This is a genomic window from Synechococcus sp. O70.1 (assembly GCF_047462215.1).
Classification (GTDB): domain Bacteria; phylum Cyanobacteriota; class Cyanobacteriia; order Thermostichales; family Thermostichaceae; genus Thermostichus.
Genome location: NZ_JANSIT010000001.1, coordinates 1 through 14,910, shown reverse-complemented (window position 1 = coordinate 14,910; position 14,910 = coordinate 1). Strand labels below are relative to the sequence as shown.

Sequence of the window (14,910 nt, the reverse complement as noted above, 5' to 3'; positions counted from 1 at the left end):
ACCTAGCGCTACTTTGGAGGCAGCCTAAGAATTTTAGAGATAACTTTGGGATCAGGCTAATGCAAGTCGCGATTGGCTCCGGTTTTGTTGCTGTCGCCACGGCGATAAACTAAACTGCCACCAATCCCCGCTCACGAAAGATCTGCAAAGCGTGGTTGATCTGTTCAGGAGTAGGCGGCTGAACATCGCTGAGGGTATAGGGCAAACCCAACTGCTGCCATTTGTATTCCCCTATCTTGTGAAAGGGCAAAACTTCCACCCGCTCCACGTTGGATAGGGTGGCTACAAACTCAGCCAATCCCTTAATGTTTTCCTCGGGATCCGTTAGTCCGGGAACGAGGACAAAACGAATCCAGGTGGGCTTGTGAATCTGATCCAAATAGCGAGCCAGATCGAGAGTGGGCTGCAGCGAAACGCCAGTAACTTTGCGATAGAGCTCCGGCAGATAGGACTTGATATCAAGGAGCACCAAATCCGTATGGGCCAAAACTGGCTTGGCCACTCCCAAGGGCGCGTAGCCGGAAGTGTCCAGCGCTGTGTGCAAGTCCAGCTCGTGGCAGCGGCGGAAAATCTCAGCCACAAAGGTGGGCTGCATTAACGGTTCTCCCCCGCTGGCCGTTACTCCCCCGCCTTTGAGGTAGTAATTGCGGCAGCGCTGGATCTCCGCCATGAGGGAGTCCACTGTCACCACCTGGCCAGCATTGGGATCCCGACAGTCCGGATTGTGGCAGTACAGACAGCGCAGAGGACAGCCCTGCAGGAAGATGACAAAGCGGATCCCTGGCCCATCTACCGTGCCACAGGTTTCAACCGAGTGAATGCGGCCGGTCACCGGCCTCGAGGGGTTGAGGGAGGTACCCATAACTTCTATTCTCAATGGCTTTTGCAAAATATCAATTAATCTTGAGGTTTTCTTCCAAATTGCTGGCTACGTTGCCCACCCCCTGGCTTTGACTTTGGGTTTACCTGGGCTGGGTTTTCTTAAGTTGAAAACCGATGGAAAGACCCCAAAGGGCCTACTGGGAGACACCTGACGAGATGTTGTGTAGGCGATGCGCCTTCGGATCAAAGCCCGCTGGGAAATGGGTATAGGCATCGAAATCGGCGTGATCCAGCAAAGCTCCTTCCAAGAGAGCACCTCGGAAATCGGTGCCGAAAAGCAGGCATCCTCGCAGATCGGCTCCAGATAGGTTGGCGTCGCTGAAATTGGCAAAGCTGAGATCACACCCCCGCAGGTTGGCGCCTGCCAGGTTGGCCCCGCTGAAGTCGGCAGAGCGCAGGTCGGCACCGGCTAGGTGGATCCCTTGTAGGTCGGCCTGGAGCAGCTCGATCCCTTGGAAATCTCGCTGTCCTGCCGCGTAGTCTCTAACCAAGTCCAAAGCGCTATAGCTCATCGAACCTCCTTGCTGGGGGATCCCTTTCCCTGGGTATGGGCAGCCTTCAGGGATCCCCTGGCCGTCGTTTAGAAGTGTTGATGGAAGGTGCGGTTAATCACATCCAGTTGTTGCTCGCGGGTGAGCTTGATGAAGTTCACCGCGTAGCCGGAAACCCGGATGGTGAGCTGTGGATAGAGCTCTGGGTGCTCCATGGCGTGCAGCAAGGTCTCGCGGTTGAGAACGTTCACGTTGAGGTGAAAGCCGCCATCCCGCATGTAGCCGTCCAGCAGCCCCACCAGGTTAGCAACCCGCTCCTCGGCTGTGCGACCTAGGGCCGCCGGCACGATGGAGAAGGTGTTGGAGATGCCATCCAGAGCGTCGTCGTAGGGCAGCTTAGCCACGGAAGCCAGCGAGGCCACCGCCCCCTTGGTGTCGCGGCCATGCATGGGGTTGGCCCCAGGGGCAAAGGGTTCACCTGCGCGCCGCCCGTCAGGGGTGTTGCCAGTTTTCTTGCCGTAGACCACGTTGGAGGTGATGGTGAGGATGGACTGGGTGGGGATGGCATTGCGGTAGGTCTTGTGCTTGCGCAGCTCCGCCATGAAGGTCTGCACCAGTTGCACCGCAATGGAGTCAACTCGGTCGTCGTTGTTGCCGTATTTGGGGAAGTCGCCCTCCACCGCGTAATCCACCACTAGGCCCCGCTCATCCCGGATGGCCCGTACCCGCGCGTATTTGATGGCGGATAGGGAGTCGGCTGTTACCGACAGGCCGGCCAACCCAAAGGCCATGGTGCGCAGCACGTCCCGGTCGTGCAGGGCCATCTCCAGGCGCTCGTAGCAGTACTTGTCGTGCATGTAGTGGATGATGTTCATGGTGTTGACGTAAGTTTTGGCCAGCCAGGCCATCATCTGCGCCATGCGCGGCCACACCTCGTCGTAGTCCAGGACATCGGCGGTGATGGGGGCGAAAGCAGGAGCCACCTGCTCGCCGGAGATCTCATCCCGACCGCCGTTGATGGCATAGAGCAGGCACTTGGCCAAGTTCACCCGCGCTCCAAAAAACTGCATCTGCTTGCCGATGCGCATGGCCGACACACAGCAGGCGATGCCGTAGTCATCCCCCCAGTAGGGGCGCATCAAGTCGTCGTTTTCGTACTGGATGGAGCTGGTTTCGATGGAGACCTTGGCGCAGTAGCGCTTGAAGGCTTCCGGCAGCCGCTCCGACCAGAGCACGGTCAAGTTGGGCTCGGGCGCTGGGCCAAGGTTGTAGAGGGTATGCAGCATGCGGAAGCTGGTTTTGGTAACCAAAGGCCGCCCATCCAGGCCCATGCCGCCGATGCACTCGGTAACCCAGGTGGGATCCCCGCTGAAGAGCTCGTTGTACTCCGGCGTGCGCAAAAACCTGACCATGCGCAGCTTCATGACAAAGTGGTCGATGAGCTCCTGGGCCTCTTCCTCGGTGAGGATCCCGGCCTGCAGATCCCGCTCGATGTAGATGTCTAGGAACGTGGAAACCCGCCCCAGGGACATGGCGGCGCCGTTTTGCTCTTTGACCGCTGCCAGGTAGGCTAGGTACAGCCACTGGATGGCCTCGCGGGCGTTGGTTGCGGGGCGGCCTAGATCAAAGCCGTAGCTGGCCCCCATCTCCTTGAGCTCGTACAGGGCTTTGATCTGCTCTGAGAGCTCCTCCCGCAGGCGGATGGTTTCTTCATCCATCGTGTCCACCTCTAGGCTGGCCTTCTGCGCCTCCTTGTCCTCAATCAGCCGATCCACGCCATAGAGAGGTACCCGCCGGTAGTCACCGATGATGCGGCCCCGTCCATAGGCGTCCGGCAAGCCGGTGATGATCCCAGAGCGGCGGCAGCGGCGCATCTCCTCCGTGTAGGCGTCGAAAACCCCGTCGTTGTGGGTCTTGCGATACTTGGTAAAGATTTCCTTAACGCGGGGATCCAGCTCGTAGCCATAGGCCTTGAGGGCCGTTTCTACCATACGGATGCCGCCAAAGGGCAGGATGGCGCGCTTTAGGGGCTTATCCGTTTGTAGCCCTACGATTTGCTCCAGCTCTCGGTCGATGTAGCCTGGCGGGTGGCTGGTGATGCTGGAAGGAAGGTCGGTGTCGGCATCCAAGATCCCACGCTTCCGCTCCAAGGCCATCAGATCTTGAACTTTGGCCCACAGCCGCTGCGTGCGCTCGGTGGCCGGCGCCAAAAAGCTTTCATCCCCGGTGTAGGGGGTGTAGTTGCGCTGAATAAAATCTCGGACGTCGATGCAGCGCTGCCACCGCCCAGGCACGAAATCCCTCAAGCTATGTTGTTTACTTGTGAATTCTGTAGGCAAAGCTACAGAAGACTGGGCGCTCACTACCATAGCAATCCCCCTGGCCATTCGGCCTGACAGCTATGCAACAGGCTAGACCTAGAGCAAGACCTCTCCTCAGCTACTGCTAAGGGCTGCTGGCATCTTTGCCAAAGGGACGATCTAGCCACCGGTGCAAGGGAGAACTTTTAGCAACTCTGATGTTTCTTTTTTCAGGCGTTTGCAATACACCTTGCCTACTTCAATTCTAGTTCCTTCTCCTCTTAGGAGGCCGCTGTCTCTGTATTTTTAATCCCGTTTTTAATATTTTCTTAAGGGGTTGCTAAGGGGGCTTGCCAAACGGCTAGCTTAGGCCAAGGTAGGTTGGAGGCAGCACCCCCGATCAATCAGGCGCCACAGCAGTTGCTTGAGGAAATCTTCACGAGTGGTGCTAAGGCACGGACAACAAATGGGGTTACTCTCGGCAGCTCGAAAGAGCAGATAAGGAGGCCTCAGAAATAAGAGAAGCCTTTCTGAGAATTGGAAAACAACCACGAAAAGCAACTATTCCCCTTCCCGTCCTGAGCTGAGGATCCGCTCCCCCCCTAGAGGCAAGAGTTTTGAACTAGAGTAAACTTTGGTGTTTGTTTTGAGAGGAGTGTTAAATACGACATCTGAACCACCTGGGCCTTGCCTATCATCCTGCTTGGCGCTGGGCAGTTTTGGTTCCTGGACTGAGCTCCTTCATTGAGGATTGCCGATTGCTGTGCTACATATGAACTTAACTGCCGAGCATAGGTATTTATTACTAAGCGGCTTGTCTGTGGCCAGAAGAGGGCCTGGCTGAGCCGAGGAGTGAGGAGGAGTGTGATGTTCAGACGGTTGGCGGAACAATACCGCAGCTACGTTCAGGATCTGGTGATGAGTTTGCAGGCGCTGGCCATTGCTTTGGAGAAGCGGGGCTACCCGGCCTCCTGCTACACCTGCGGCACCTCCTTTGAGAGCGCTTCCTTCATGGTCAGCTTGCGGGAAGGGCATCTGATTCGCTTTTTAGTCTCCGAGTGCTCCATCAGTTGGACGGAGATGCGGGATGAGCGGGAGCTGATGAAACTGGAAGGAGCGGAAGCCATTCGTCAGCTTCAGGATCTGGTAGAGCTAATCAAAGAGGATCTAGCTGCTAGCGCTGCGCCAGCAGAAGCTCTGGCCCATAGCCGTTGATCCGCGTCTGAAAGACCTATACAACCTCGGACAAAAGCAGACTTTTGCTCCAGGTTGAGCCTTTCTTCCTGCTTCCACGACCTATAGCTAGCAGCAGAGTTCACCTCCACTACCCCACCAGAGGGATCTCCGCAGGCGTCACTTCCCATCAAGCTGACGGGAGTTGCTCCTGATCGAGCACACCGGCTAAAGACGGAGCTGACTTTAGCCTAGGCAAAGTGCCTAGCCGAAGAAATGCAGCTGCTCGTCTACTGGCTTAACTAATCCACGTCAAACAGAAGATGCGCCGGCAAAGCTGCGCATCGTCGCTACCTCTCCTCTATACCCCCAAGGGGATTCGAACCCCTGTCGCATCCGTGAAAGGGATGTGTCCTAGGCCTCTAGACGATGGGGGCATCTCCAAACGAAGCGATCTTGATTGTAAGGAGGCAGGTTTAACTCTGTCAACTTGAATCTCTTGCTAGTCGCCGTCGCCCGCCCCCCATCCTACCCCGGCCAAGATCAAGAGTCCCAGGAGAGCCAGACCCAGCAATCCGGCGATCACAAGGGGTTCATCCGGGATCACATCCATTTACACCTCATCTCCGCAGATTGATAGATTGATAATGAGGATCCCAGCGGCAGGCTACCTAGGCAGAGCCAGGCAACTCCTCTGCAGGGGGCAGTTATCCCGTGGCTTAAACTACACTATCGTAGCAACCCATCGCTTGGACTGGCATGATTCCCACTGTTATCGAGCAATCTGCACGCGGCGAGCGCGCCTTTGATATTTACTCGCGTTTGCTACGGGATCGGATTATCTTCTTGGGCACGCCGATAGATGACGACGTAGCCAACCTGATTGTGGCCCAGATGCTCTACCTGGAATCCGAAGACCCTGAGAAAGATATCTACCTCTACATCAACTCTCCTGGCGGCTCTGTCTATGCCGGTATGGCCATCTACGACACCATGCAGCACATCCAGCCAGACGTCTCCACCATCTGCATTGGCTTGGCCGCCAGCATGGGAGCCTTTTTGCTGGCAGGGGGTGCCAAGGGCAAACGCATTGCCCTTCCCCACGCCCGCATTATGATTCACCAACCTCTGGGGGGAGCCCAGGGTCCAGCGACCGACATTGAGATCCAGGCCAGGGAGCTCCTCTTTATCAAAAACAGCCTCAACAGCCTGCTTGCCTACCACACGGGCCAGCCGCTGGAGCGTATCGAGCGCGATACAGACCGCGACAACTTTATGACCCCAGAACAGGCCAAAGAATACGGCATCATCGACCAGGTAATCACCAAGAAGCCCCAGCCTTCCCTGACGACCGTTTCCTAGTCCTCCTGGCTGCCAGGGAGTCTCTTTCCCAGCTCCCTGCCAAGGGGGCTGGTGTCGTTAGGTGGGAGATTCTCCCAGGAAGATGTGAAGAAAGTCAAAGAAATCTATCCCGTTGCCAGCGGAAGGCCTGGCTTGCTTTAAGTAAGCTAATCAAACTCATAAAGAAAGTAATGATCTGGCTTTCATCGCGGATGGTAGCTTAGGATTAAACCCAAGAAAGTGGAGCTGCATTATTGAGATCGCAGGGGCAACAAGAGCTGGAAATAGTCCATAGAGGCTTTCTGGACTTGGTGCGTTAAAGCTAGCGATGAAAGGAGTCAGGGAAGAGGGCTTACAGGCTGAGGGGAAAGAGGTAGGCTGCAAGGTCGAGCCTACCGATTGTGAGGCAACTCCAAGGCCAGAAAGGGCAGGCAGTTGAGGCTCCTTACCTCTGCTTCCTCGCCTGTTGCCTGAAGCTGGAGATGCTAGTTCTCAACTTTGCAGAGTTTGCCATTCGTGTAGAGGAGGATTGACGTGGCCTATTCAGCAACGAAAACTAAGAGCGGCTATCAAGCGGGGGTGAAAGACTACAGACTGACCTATTACACCCCTGATTACACGCCCAAAGATACCGACATCCTAGCCTGTTTTCGGGTTACGCCTCAGCCAGGCGTTCCTCCAGAAGAAGCAGGGGCGGCAGTAGCAGCTGAGTCCTCGACGGGCACCTGGACAACCGTTTGGACCGATCTGCTCACTGACTTGGACCGCTACAAGGGCCGCTGCTACGACATCGAGCCGGTTCCTGGCGAAGAGAACCAGTACTTCTGCTTCGTCGCCTACCCGCTGGATCTCTTCGAGGAAGGCTCAGTAACCAACATGCTCACCTCAATTGTGGGCAACGTCTTCGGCTTTAAGGCCCTAAAAGCGCTGCGGCTGGAAGACTTGCGCATTCCCGTAGCTTACCTGAAGACCTTCCAGGGCCCTCCCCATGGCATCCAGGTAGAGCGGGATAAATTGAACAAGTATGGTCGTCCGCTGCTGGGCTGCACCATCAAGCCCAAGCTGGGCCTTTCCGCCAAAAACTACGGGCGGGCTGTGTACGAGGCACTGCGGGGTGGGCTGGACTTTACCAAAGACGACGAGAACGTCAACTCCCAGCCTTTCATGCGCTGGCGGGATCGCTACTTGTTTGTCATGGAAGCGGTCCACAAAGCTCAAGCCGAAACCGGCGAGATCAAGGGCCACTACCTGAACGTGACCGCGCCCACCTGTGAGGAAATGTTCAAGCGGGCGGAGTTTGCCAAGGAGATTGGCGCTCCCATCATCATGCACGACTACCTCACCGCCGGCTTTACGGCCAACACCAGCCTGGCCAAGTGGTGCCGCGATAATGGCATCCTGCTGCACATCCACCGCGCCATGCACGCGGTGATCGACCGGCAGAAAAACCACGGCATCCACTTCCGGGTGCTGGCCAAGTGCCTGCGCATGTCTGGCGGCGACCACCTGCACGCCGGTACGGTGGTGGGCAAGTTGGAAGGCGACCGCGCCATCACCATGGGCTTTGTGGATCTCATGCGGGAAAACTACGTCGAGGCGGATCGCTCCCGCGGCATTTTCTTCACCCAAGATTGGGCTTCTATGCCAGGGGTGATGCCAGTGGCTTCCGGTGGGATCCACGTTTGGCACATGCCGGCGCTGGTGGAGATCTTCGGGGACGACGCGGTGCTGCAGTTTGGCGGCGGCACGCTCGGCCACCCGTGGGGGAATGCTCCCGGTGCAACAGCTAACCGCGTGGCCCTGGAGGCCTGCATCCAAGCCCGCAACGAAGGCCGAGATCTGATCCGCGAGGGCAGCGACATCATTCGCGAAGCAGCCAAGTGGTCACCAGAACTGGCGGCTGCTTGCGAGCTGTGGAAAGAGGTTAAGTTCGAGTTCAAGCCGGTCGATACGCTCTAAAACTCTCTGGGGGCAAGGGATCTCTGGACTCTCTTGCCCCCTTGGCCCAACCCCTGGATCGGTCATGGATCTAAAGCAGATCGCCAAGGACACGGCCAAAACTTTAATCAGCTACCTGACCTATCAGGCGATGCGCACGGTGCTGGCCCAACTGAGCGAGACGGATCCTCCCAGGGCCCTCTGGCTGCAGCAGTTTTCTGCTCGGCAAAGCTTCCAGGATGGGGAAGCCTATCTTCGGGCTTTGCTGGCAGAGCGGGCCGACTTGGCCTACCGCATCATGACCGTTCGGGAGTACCTGGCAGCGGAGGTGGTCGACTACTTGCCGGAAATGGCCAAAACCGGTATTCAACAGGCCAACATGGAACACCGCCGCAGCCACCTGGAACGGCTGACTTCAGCAAGCGGATCCCTGCCGGTCACCCACCCAGAGGCAGGATCCCCTCTCCAAAACCCTACACCTGAAACGGAGTAAGTTATGCAAACCCTACCGAAAGAGCGCCGCTACGAAACCTTTTCCTATCTGCCACCCCTAACGGATCTGCAGATCCTCAAGCAGGTGCAGTACATCCTGGATCAGGGCTACATCCCTGCCATCGAATTCAACGAATCTTCCGAGCCAACCGACCACTACTGGACTTTGTGGAAGCTGCCGCTGTTTAGCGCTACTTCTCCACAGGAGGTGCTGACTGAGGTTCAGGCCTGCCGCAGCGCTTACCCCCATTGCTTCATCCGCGTGGTGGGCTTCGACAACATTAAGCAGTGTCAGGTGCTGAGCTTCTTGGTCTACAAGCCAAGCGGCTTGCGCTAGAAGCTGTTCTGCCGTCTTGACACCCCTAGGGGAGAGAGCTTCCGGAAGGCTCCTCCCTTTTTCCTTGGGCTCTCTTTACGCTCCAATCCCCAGGAGGGCTCCCAGCCCCACCGCCAAAAGAGCGGCAAGGGTTGTCTGAATGCCGTTCACCACCTCATTGGTCATCCAGGCTAGGCGGGGCTGCAGCACTACCCCTATCCAGCTTTCTGCTAGAGTGGCCAGGATGCCGGCCAGCCAACAGGCGCTCAGCCACCAGGGATCCCCTCCCACCCATTCTCCGCCAATCCCCCAGGCCAAGGCGGACATTCCCCCTGCTGCTGCCACCCCCGCCAGGGATCCCTCTAGGCTGACAGCTCCCTCGGTGCCGGCAGGCACCGGCTGAAAAGTGGTGATCAAAAAGGTCTGCCGTCCATAGGCTTTGCCTACTTCGCTGCTGACGGTATCGGCCAATTTCGCTGCAAAGCTGGCACTATACCCCAACCACCACAGGGAGTGCGGAAAGAAAGCGTATCCCACTGCGCATACCGCCCCGGTCAAAGCAGAGCCCCAGACATTTTCTGGGCCCCGCGCCCCTCCTCGCTTCTCGGCAATTCCCTGCGCCTGCTTCCGGTGGATCCCCAAGCGGGTGACGGCTGTGCCGACTAAAAAATAGGCGGCTACTACCAGGTAGCCCCGCCACCCCAGGCCCCCCCACACCAACAAACCCACCAGCCCTGCGTGGAGCACCCCAGCCCGGGTCAGCGCCTTTTGGGGACTCTGCAAGGCTAGCCCCACGAGAAGTAAATTGAGCCAGAGCGCCACTCCCCACTGACTTAGAAGCCATCCCTGGGCCATCGGTGCCCTCCGTCAGCAGCAAGAGCGGCTAGTTTTGGCTGTCGCAACGGAGAGGGAGGGATTCGAACCCTCGACGGAGCCTTTTGAGCCCCGTAACTTCTTAGCAGGAAGCCGCTTTCGACCACTCAGCCACCTCTCCAGGCTGGCAGAGCCAGCGGCAAGCTGGGCGCCAACTTCTAGCTCACCTATTGTAGAAGATGGGATCCCAGCCGGCAACTGTTCTCGGCGGGGATCCCTGGCTGCCCTTAGCTCACCACCTGCACGTAGATATCGAAGCTGCCGCTGTTGTCGCTGTAACTGCCCTTGGCGTCGTTGACATTAAAGGCAATATCCAGGTTGGGATCCAGATCCACCTCTTGCGGCTGCTCGGGCGAGGATTCCCAGACCTGTCGGGCCACCAACTGGACGTTGGGCTGGAACAGCACCAGGCCGTAGCGGCAAAGGCCAGGGTAGCGCCAGTCGGGAGGCGTGGGGATCCCTTTGCCGAGAGGGGAGCGAATGCTGGTGGAGAAAGAGAAGCCATAGCGCCAGGCTACATTTCTTACGAAAAAGCGAATGCGGCTGGCCCGCAGCGGCTGCCCTTGCCAGTACAGGACATTGCCGGCCTCGTGGTTAACCCGCAGGCCACAGAAGGCAATCCAGCCCTGCAAATTTTCCTCTTGGGGCTGACTGCCCTCGATCACCACGGCTTGGCTCCAGTCCAAGTCGCTGCCATCACAGGCAATCTCTGGGGGGACTTGCGTCAAATCCACTTGCAGAAGCTCTAGCGTAGCGGGTGTAACCAATTGGGTAGACATTGCTATCTCCTTAGTTTCCTTGCAAGGCAAGATTGTGATTGTGAAGCCTTAAGAAGTTTTAAGGCAAGCTGATAAAAAACAGCTCCAGATTCTCGTAAGGCTCTCTATTGGAAGTTCTCTCTCTTGCTAGCTCTAGCAAATCCAGGTCACCCAAATTGCCCAAAGAGCGGGTTCGACTTTTTCAAATTTTTACCAAAAGTGCTGAAAGACCAGGTTCAGATGCCTTTTCATTAATGTAAATCGACAACGTGAATGGCGGAATGTACTGGGAGGCTATACACCCTCAAGGCTAAACTAGCTCTGCTTGATGAGTAACGACTATTTCAGAAGAAAAAGATTTCTTTCAATATTTCTAACTCCGTTGCTAGCAAAAGCTGAACCTTGAACTCGAGGAGGGCAAGTTTTCCCGATGGGTGTCCTAGAACACTCGGACTCTGCTGTCCGAGAAGCCTTTTGCCGAGGCTGGCCAGAACCTGGAGCGCTTTAGCCGGAGCTTCTGATAGGATCGCCATCACAGGTCTCAACAGTCTTAGGGTGCACGGCGCCCACGGCATGCACAACCACTTGACTTCCTCCGCTGTCACCGATCTCGAGATCATCTCTTTGTCAAGTCCCCAGCAGGCCATGTCCCTGGCGGGCGTGCAGGAGTCTAACTTGAAGTGGATTAGCCGCTGCAGCGGCGCCTCGGTTACCCTGCGAGGGCAGGATCTCTATCTGAGGGGAACACCTCAACAGCGGCAGCAGGTGCGGCAGTGGCTAGAATTGCTCAAACCCCTTTGGCAAGCCGGGCACCCTGTAACAGCAGTCGATGCTGAACAAGCCTTCCGTGCTCTCTCCAACCAAGAAGCTGAGGCCTATCGCCAAGTGCAGGCAGGGGTTTTGGCTCGCACCCGTAAGGGAGAGCTCATTCGGCCCAAAACGCCTCGCCAGCAGGAGTACGTACAAGCCATTCGCACCCACGATCTCTGCTTTGGCATTGGGCCAGCAGGCACGGGGAAAACCTATCTAGCAGCCGTTGTCGCCATCACAGCCCTGCAAAACCGCGAGTACGAGCGTTTGATCCTGACGCGACCAGCAGTAGAGGCGGGGGAGAAGTTGGGCTTTTTGCCAGGGGATCTGGTGGAAAAGGTGGATCCCTATCTGCGGCCTCTCTACGATGCCCTGTTTGAGTTTATCGACCCGGCCAAGCTGCCTCAGCTAATGGCCCAGGGAGTCATCGAGGTGGTGCCGCTGGCCTACATGCGGGGGCGTACCCTCAGCAACGCTTTCATTATCTTGGACGAGGCCCAAAACACCACCCCTGAGCAGATGAAGATGGCCCTCACTCGGCTGGGCTTCCGCTCCCGCATGGTAGTTACCGGGGATCTCACTCAAACGGATCTGGGCAAGCATCGCCTGTCGGGCCTGGCGGCTGCAGAGCGCATCCTAGCGGGGGTGGAGGGGGTGGCCTTTTGCTACTTTGACCAGCGAGATGTGGTGCGCCACCCTCTAGTCCAGCGGATTGTCGAGGCCTACGCGCGCTACGAAAACCAGCAATGAGGCCGAAGGCGATCTTTTTCGATGCCGTTGGCACCCTGTTCCGGGTGCGGGGCAGCGTGGGCCAAGTCTACAGTCAGCTAGCGGCAGAATACGGGGTAGCCGTGGAGCCACGGGCGTTGGATCGCGCCTTTGCCCAAGCTTTTGCCAGTGCTCCGCCACCCGCCTGCGTGGGCTTGACGGGATCCCTTTTAGAGGAGTGGGAGCGGGCCTGGTGGCATCAAGTGGTGCGCCAGACCTTTGCCCAGGTGGAGGGATCCCTTACTGCCTTTGGGGAGGAGCGCTTTGCAGCGTTTTTTGCCCACCTGTTCGAGCATTTTGCCGCAGGGGACCCTTGGGAGCTCTATCCCGAGACGCTGCCAGTTTTGCAAGCCCTGCAACAGGAAGGGATCCAGCTAGGGGTAATCTCCAATTTCGACAGCCGTCTAGTGCGAGTGCTGCAGGCGCTGCAACTGGACGGCTATTTTTCTAGCCTTACTCTCTCTACCCAGGTGGGCTATGCCAAGCCCGATCCCCGCATCTTCCAGGCTGCCCTAGCGGCCCAGGGGATCCCGCCTGCCGCTGCCTGGCACATTGGCGACAGCCGCCGCGAAGACTATGAGGGGGCCAAGGCAGCAGGCCTGAGAGCCCTCTGGCTGGATCGAGAGGGGAAAGACAGCTTCTGCCAAGAGCGAATCGAAAACCTGTGGGGCTCCCTCTTGCTGCTCAGGGGGCCAGAGCGGAATTGAGCAGTAGCGGGGCAAAGACCCCATCGGGCTTGAGCAAGTAGCGCCGCAGGTTCATCTGCCGCTCCAGAAGGCAAGCATGGCCGCTTAAAGGCGAGATCTCCACCTGGGCCTGGGGCAGTCGCTCCGCCAGACGCCGCACCTCCTGCACCGAGGGCAGGAGACGATCCCGCCCCCCCGCCACCAGCAAGGTTGGCAGCCTCATCGACTCGAGGGGCAAATCTTCCACAGCAAAGGATCCCAGCAAGGCTAGACGATGGGCAACCACTTCCGGAGAAACGCTGTGCACGGCCTGGCGCAGCCGCTCCCGATCCGGCGGCTCCATTTGGCCCAGCTCCGCCAAAAACCCTAACCCCCGCTCCGCCAGTTGGTGGTAAAGTCCTGGCGGCAAAAAGGGCAGGAGAACCTGACCTGCCCACCACCAGGGCCGGCGCCGCAGCGAGGAGGCCGGATTGACCAGAATCAGGCCACGACAGCGCTCCGGCTGCTGGGCAGCTACAGCCAGGGCTAGGCAAGCTCCGAAGGACTCGCCACACAGGTAGGCTCCCTCCTCCAGTTGGGATCCCACCCAATCGGCCAAGCTCTCCCAGCTATGCCCCGCTTCGGGATGGTTTAAGCTCAGAGGGCGGACGCGGAACTCGGCTTGCAGAACCTGCGCCTGCCGGTAAAACAGTTTGCCCGTGCCATCCATACCCGGCAAATAGAGCAGCAGGGGCCGCTTCTGGCGGCTTGGACTAGAGGCGGCGGGCTTGCTTTTCAATCTTTCCATCTCCTTGTCAACCCCAAGCGCACCTGTTCGCGGGCGGCTGCCGTTAACTCCCGAATGAGCTGCAGCCGCTCCTGGCGGCAGGTATAGCGCCTTGCTCCCCTCACCCAAAGAGGGGATCCCACTCGAACCACCACCTGACGGTAGATCACCACCGGATGCCCCCCCGGCTGCTGAAAGCTGGGCTCTGTGGGGTCAAACCAGCGGAAGAAAGCCATGGGGATGTCGATTGCCCGCCACTCCTCTTGGGCCCACACTGCCACCGGTAGGATTGGCAGGGGATCCACGCCAGCAGCCAAGGCCAGATGGGCAAAGCCCGGCTGGAACCGCCCCACCTCCTGCGGTAAGGTCTTGCGGGTCATCTGCTCCGCCCCTTCGGGGAAAATTCCCACCTCCCCGCCCGCTGCCAGGGTGGCCTGCGCCTGGCGAAAAAAGGCAAGCTGTGAACCCGATCCCTGCTGGAGGGGGATACAACCCAGAGCCAAGGCAACCTCCCGCAAGAGGGGCACTTGAGAGAGGTAGTAGTGGCAAGCAAAGCGAATTGGCCGATCCAGCCCCGCAATCAGCACCGGCGCATCCAAAAAGCTGCGATGGTTGCTTACCACCAGCAGGGGGCCCTGGGGAACCCGCTCCTTGCCCTCCACCCACACCTCTGTCTGGAAAAGGCCAAGCAAGAGCTGCGCCAGCGCCCTCGCGTCGGGGAACCCGCTTCGCTGCAGGAGCTGATCCAGCACCACCCAGGATCCCATCGCCACCCTGCTCAGTAATCCACTCCGCGCCGCAGATCGGCTCCCTGCTCGGCGTAGTGCTTGTGGCTCACCATTTCCGAATGGACAGAGGCAAGCTCAAAGTAGGGCAGAGGCGCATGGCAGCGCCCTGTGATGATGATCTCCGTGTCCCGCGGCTTGCGCAGCAAAGCCTCGACAATGGGCTCCACGTCCAATAGCTCCAGATCTACCGTCGGGTTGAGTTCGTCCAGGATGATGGTCTTGTAAAGCCCCGAGGCGATGGCTGCCCTAGCCAGCTCCCAGCCCCGCTCTGCCTCCACATAGTCGATTTCCTGCTGCTTGCCCCGCCAGACAATGGCGTCGCGACCGCAGCGCTGGTGATCCACCAGATCGGGATAGCTCTCCCGCAAAGCGCGAATGGCCGCATCCTCTGTGTAGCCTGTTCCCCCCTTGAGCCACTGCATGATCAGGACGCGGTGGGAGAGATCCTTGCTGATGCCGCGCCCAATGGCCTGCAGAGCCCGGCCCAGAGCGCTGGTGGACTTGCCCTTGCCGTTGCCGGTGTAGATC

The 14,910-nt window shown here is 58.3% G+C and carries 15 protein-coding genes and 2 tRNA genes; 7 read left to right on the top strand and 10 right to left on the bottom strand.

Annotation, left to right across the window (positions count from 1 at the left end):
- Window positions 1-109: 109 nt before the first annotated feature.
- The 3 genes from pflA to pflB form a co-directional block, all read right to left on the bottom strand.
- Window positions 110-862, bottom strand: coding sequence for a pyruvate formate-lyase-activating protein (gene pflA / locus NW833_RS00085; protein WP_414411137.1), 753 nt, complete (start codon window positions 860-862; stop codon window positions 110-112).
- 154 nt (window positions 863-1,016) lie between these two features.
- On the bottom strand, window positions 1,017-1,394 hold the full coding sequence (locus NW833_RS00080) for a pentapeptide repeat-containing protein (protein ID WP_414388725.1): 378 nt from the start codon (window positions 1,392-1,394) through the stop codon (window positions 1,017-1,019).
- Between the two features lie 68 nt (window positions 1,395-1,462).
- Complete coding sequence (pflB, locus tag NW833_RS00075; protein WP_414405450.1) at window positions 1,463-3,742, bottom strand: formate C-acetyltransferase; 2,280 nt, start codon at window positions 3,740-3,742, stop codon at window positions 1,463-1,465.
- 798 nt (window positions 3,743-4,540) lie between these two features.
- Here pflB and NW833_RS00070 point away from each other — a divergent pair.
- A complete protein-coding gene (locus tag NW833_RS00070) occupies window positions 4,541-4,888 on the top strand; it encodes a DUF1815 family protein (protein WP_414411136.1) in 348 nt (115 codons plus the stop codon).
- 322 nt (window positions 4,889-5,210) lie between these two features.
- On the opposite strand, the gene NW833_RS00065 is transcribed toward NW833_RS00070, so the two are convergent.
- Window positions 5,211-5,283, bottom strand: a tRNA-Glu gene (locus tag NW833_RS00065).
- A 322-nt stretch (window positions 5,284-5,605) separates the two neighbouring features.
- Between NW833_RS00065 and clpP the strand changes: the two genes are divergently transcribed.
- The 4 genes from clpP (at window position 5,606) to NW833_RS00045 (ending at window position 8,954) form a co-directional block, all read left to right on the top strand.
- On the top strand, window positions 5,606-6,208 hold the full coding sequence (gene clpP / locus NW833_RS00060; RefSeq protein WP_414405445.1) for an ATP-dependent Clp endopeptidase proteolytic subunit ClpP: 603 nt from the start codon (window positions 5,606-5,608) through the stop codon (window positions 6,206-6,208).
- 513 nt (window positions 6,209-6,721) lie between these two features.
- Complete coding sequence (locus NW833_RS00055; RefSeq protein WP_414405444.1) at window positions 6,722-8,146, top strand: form I ribulose bisphosphate carboxylase large subunit; 1,425 nt, start codon at window positions 6,722-6,724, stop codon at window positions 8,144-8,146.
- Between the two features lie 64 nt (window positions 8,147-8,210).
- Window positions 8,211-8,618, top strand: coding sequence for a RuBisCO chaperone RbcX (rcbX, locus tag NW833_RS00050; RefSeq protein WP_414393442.1), 408 nt, complete (start codon window positions 8,211-8,213; stop codon window positions 8,616-8,618).
- A 3-nt stretch (window positions 8,619-8,621) separates the two neighbouring features.
- Window positions 8,622-8,954, top strand: coding sequence for a ribulose bisphosphate carboxylase small subunit (locus NW833_RS00045; RefSeq protein WP_414393441.1), 333 nt, complete (start codon window positions 8,622-8,624; stop codon window positions 8,952-8,954).
- A gap of 75 nt (window positions 8,955-9,029) precedes the next feature.
- On the opposite strand, the gene NW833_RS00040 is transcribed toward NW833_RS00045, so the two are convergent.
- From NW833_RS00040 to NW833_RS00030, 3 genes are all read right to left on the bottom strand, one after another.
- Window positions 9,030-9,788, bottom strand: a complete 759-nt coding sequence (locus NW833_RS00040) for a TIGR00297 family protein (RefSeq protein ID WP_414411135.1) — start codon at window positions 9,786-9,788, stop codon at window positions 9,030-9,032.
- Window positions 9,789-9,835: 47 nt separating this feature from the next.
- Window positions 9,836-9,927: transfer RNA gene (locus NW833_RS00035), tRNA-Ser, on the bottom strand.
- A 106-nt stretch (window positions 9,928-10,033) separates the two neighbouring features.
- Complete coding sequence (locus NW833_RS00030; RefSeq protein ID WP_414411134.1) at window positions 10,034-10,585, bottom strand: hypothetical protein; 552 nt, start codon at window positions 10,583-10,585, stop codon at window positions 10,034-10,036.
- A 552-nt stretch (window positions 10,586-11,137) separates the two neighbouring features.
- Between NW833_RS00030 and NW833_RS00025 the strand changes: the two genes are divergently transcribed.
- Window positions 11,138-12,124, top strand: coding sequence for a PhoH family protein (locus NW833_RS00025; RefSeq protein WP_414393436.1), 987 nt, complete (start codon window positions 11,138-11,140; stop codon window positions 12,122-12,124).
- Window positions 12,121-12,849, top strand: coding sequence for an HAD-IA family hydrolase (locus NW833_RS00020; protein ID WP_414411133.1), 729 nt, complete (start codon window positions 12,121-12,123; stop codon window positions 12,847-12,849). The genes NW833_RS00025 and NW833_RS00020 overlap by 4 nt, the downstream gene beginning before the upstream one ends.
- On the opposite strand, the gene NW833_RS00015 is transcribed toward NW833_RS00020, so the two are convergent.
- The 3 genes from NW833_RS00015 to NW833_RS00005 all read right to left on the bottom strand — a co-directional run.
- Complete coding sequence (locus NW833_RS00015; protein WP_414411132.1) at window positions 12,827-13,615, bottom strand: alpha/beta fold hydrolase; 789 nt, start codon at window positions 13,613-13,615, stop codon at window positions 12,827-12,829. The two genes, NW833_RS00020 and NW833_RS00015, sit on opposite strands and share 23 nt — an antisense overlap.
- A complete protein-coding gene (locus NW833_RS00010; protein WP_414411131.1) occupies window positions 13,603-14,361 on the bottom strand; it encodes a lysophospholipid acyltransferase family protein in 759 nt (252 codons plus the stop codon). Before NW833_RS00010 ends, NW833_RS00015 begins: the two co-directional genes overlap by 13 nt.
- 11 nt (window positions 14,362-14,372) lie before the next feature.
- Window positions 14,373-14,910: cob(I)yrinic acid a,c-diamide adenosyltransferase (locus NW833_RS00005; protein WP_414411130.1), on the bottom strand; the 538-nt coding region annotated here is incomplete at its 5' end.